2 protein-coding genes are annotated in these 3,108 nt (G+C 55.1%); both read left to right on the plus strand.

Annotation, left to right across the window (positions count from 1 at the left end; genetic code table 11):
• On the plus strand, nt 1-2,086 hold a 2,086-nt coding region (locus tag ACEW8P_RS14105; protein WP_373513719.1), incomplete at its 5' end, for a M1 family metallopeptidase.
• Nucleotides 2,087-2,164: 78 nt separating this feature from the next.
• Nucleotides 2,165-3,108, plus strand: a 944-nt coding sequence (locus tag ACEW8P_RS14110) for a YheT family hydrolase (protein ID WP_373513720.1), incomplete at its 3' end; no start/stop codon positions are given.

The raw sequence follows: 3,108 nt of genomic DNA on the forward strand, positions 1-3,108 counted from the left end.
GCTCCAACTCGACCAAAACCTGTTTAAGGAAGATGCCATCGGCGGGCTAAGCCGTACGGGCACGATCAGCGATAAAGGTATGAGTTCCCGCCAATTGCAAACCATGAATGCAGGGCGCGGATCGAGCCTGGATGCCAAGAAGACCTATGGCTACAATATCACCGCTGTGAAAGATAAGGCAGGCAAAGCGCTGCCCCACACGATCGTCGGCACGATGATGCGCATCGACCTGCCGACCGCTATGAAGCCCAACACCAACGTGGTTTTTAGCGTGGACTGGAACTACAACATCACGGAGTACTATGGTAGGAGCGGCTACGAATTCTACGAAAAAGACGGCAACTACAACTACTTCATCGCCCACTGGTTTCCGCGCCTGGCGCCCTACGACGACGTCAACGGCTGGAATCACAAGCAATTCCTGGGACAAGGTGAGTTCTCGTTGATTTTTGGCAATTACAAAGTCGCCCTCACCGTCCCCAACGACCACATCGTGGCTGCCTCGGGCGAGTGCCAGAACTACAATCAGGTACTTAACAGCGACCAGAAGAAGCGAATGAAAGACGCCGAGAACGCAACGACGCCCGTCATCATCGTGACGCAGGATGAGGCCATCGCGAACGAAAAGAACAAGCCCACGGGCAAGAAAACCTGGATTTACAAAGCCGACAACGTGCGCGACTTCGCTTTCGCCAGCAGCCGCAAGTTTATCTGGGATGCCATGAAAACGGATGTCTACGGCAACGGTCGCAAGATCTGGTCAATGTCATACTATCCAAAAGAAGGCAACCCGCTTTGGGAGCAATACTCGACCCGCGCCGTGGAGCACACGCTGCGGTCGTACGGCAAGCGTACTTTCGAGTACTCCTATCCGGTCGCCATTTCGTGCCACGCTACTTCGGGCGGCGGCATGGAGTACCCCATGATTTCGTTCAACGGCGGTCGGCCCGAAGCGGACGGCACCTACAGCGAGGGTGTGAAATACGGCATGATCGGCGTGATCATTCACGAGGTGGGTCACAACTTTTTCCCGATGATCGTCAACTCCGACGAGCGCAACTGGACCTGGATGGACGAGGGGCTGAACACCTTCTGCCAATACCTGGCCGAAAAAGAATGGGACTACAACTACCCCACGCGACGCGGCGAGGCGCAATCGGTGACGGAATACATGGCGTCGGATAAAGCGGTACTAACGCCCATTATGGCGCAGTCGGATAACGTTATTGGTCTGGGTCCCAATGCTTACGCCAAGCCCGCCGCGGGATTGAACATCCTGCGCGAGACGATCATGGGCCGCGAGTTGTTCGATTATGCTTTCAAGGAATATGCCAACCGCTGGAAATTTAAAAGCCCAACGCCCGCCGACTTCTTCCGTACCATGGAGGATGCCTCGGGTGTGGATCTCGACTGGTTTTGGAAGGGCTGGTTCTACGGCGTGCAGCCCGTCGATCAGGCACTGGTGAGCGTGGACTGGTTTAGTGTGGATACGCAGAATCCTGAGATCGAGAAAGAAATCGCCCGCCAGGAAGACGCCCGCAAAAAGAACACCATCAGCAAGCAGCGCGACGCTTTGACCCAAGACCAAACCGTAGTCGCGCAAGATTCGTCAATGGCCGATTTCTATAACCGCTACGACCAGTTCAAAGTCACGGCGCAGGACCGCAAGAAGTACGAAGACTACCTGGCCAGTCTGTCTCCCGAAGACCGCGATCTGGTACAGTCGAACACGAACTTTTACACGCTAAGTCTGAAAAACAAAGGCGGCTTAGTGATGCCCGTGATCGTGAAAATGGAGTTCGAAGACGGCACCGATTCCGTAGCCCGCTTCCCCGCCGAAATCTGGCGCTTCAACGACCAGAACGTCAACAAAGTGATTTCGACCAAGAAAAAAGTCGTGCAATGGACGCTGGATCCCTACTTCGAAATCGCCGACATCGACACCTCGGACAACTCATTCCCGCCCGTTGCCAAACCTACGCGCTTCCAGCTTTACAAACAGCAGCAGTACCAGCGCCCTATGAACCCCATGCAAGCCGAGCAGAAACAAACCGGCGCCGCGAAACTGGGGACGGGGAATAAATAATGATAGAATGAGTGAATGATAGAATAGGGTCTGAATTTTTATTCACTCATTCTATCATTCACTCATTCAAAATTAATCGTGCCCCTACTCCCCTCCACCTATCCCGGCGCCCCGCGCTACCTTTTCAATGCACACTTGCAGACGATCGTCCCCAGTGCGTTGCGGAAGGTGCACGGGCTGACTTACGAGCGCGAGCGGCTGGAACTGGCGGATGGTGATTTTCTGGATTTGGATTGGGTGGACAGCGGCAGCAAGCGGCTGGTCATCATCACGCACGGACTGGAAGGCGATTCCAGTCGGCCCTACGTGCGGGGGACAGCCAAACTTTTCTCCCAAAATGGCTGGGATGTGTTGGCCTGGAACTGCCGCTCGTGCAGCGGTGAGATGAATCGGGCATTCCGACTCTACAACCACGGCGAAATCGGGGATATCGATCTGGTGATTCGCCACGCTTTGGGTGCCAAAGCTTACGAAGAGATCAGCCTCATCGGGTACAGCATGGGTGGCAACATCATACTGAAGTACCTTGGCGTTCATGGCAAAGATGCCCCAGATGTCATCAACAAAGCCGCCGCTTTTTCCGCTCCGACCGACTTGCGATCAAGCGCCCAGTTGTTGGACTCCGCGTCCAACGCCTTTTACAAGAAACGGTTTTTAAAAAAACTCTCTCACAAAGTTCGGCTGAAAGCAGCGCAGCATCCGGGTACGCTAGACGTGTCGAAACTGACCGCCGTGCGCGTATGGCGCGACTTCGACGAATCGTTTTCGGCAATTCTGGGCGGTTACCGCGACGCCGACGATTTTTACGAACAAGCCTCGGCGCGGTACTTTATGCCTGGTATCCAGATTCCTGTGCTGCTCGTCAACGCACAGAATGACCCAATCCTGTCGCCCGAATGCGCCCCGGTTGACTTAGCCCTCAACAATCCGTACATTTATCTGGAACTACCCCGCACGGGCGGACACGTCGGCTTCATGGTCGCGGGCGACGAGTTCACCTGGGCCGAGCGGCGGGCGTTGGC

The organism is Persicitalea sp. (genome assembly GCF_041751555.1).
GTDB lineage: Bacteria > Bacteroidota > Bacteroidia > Cytophagales > Spirosomataceae > Persicitalea.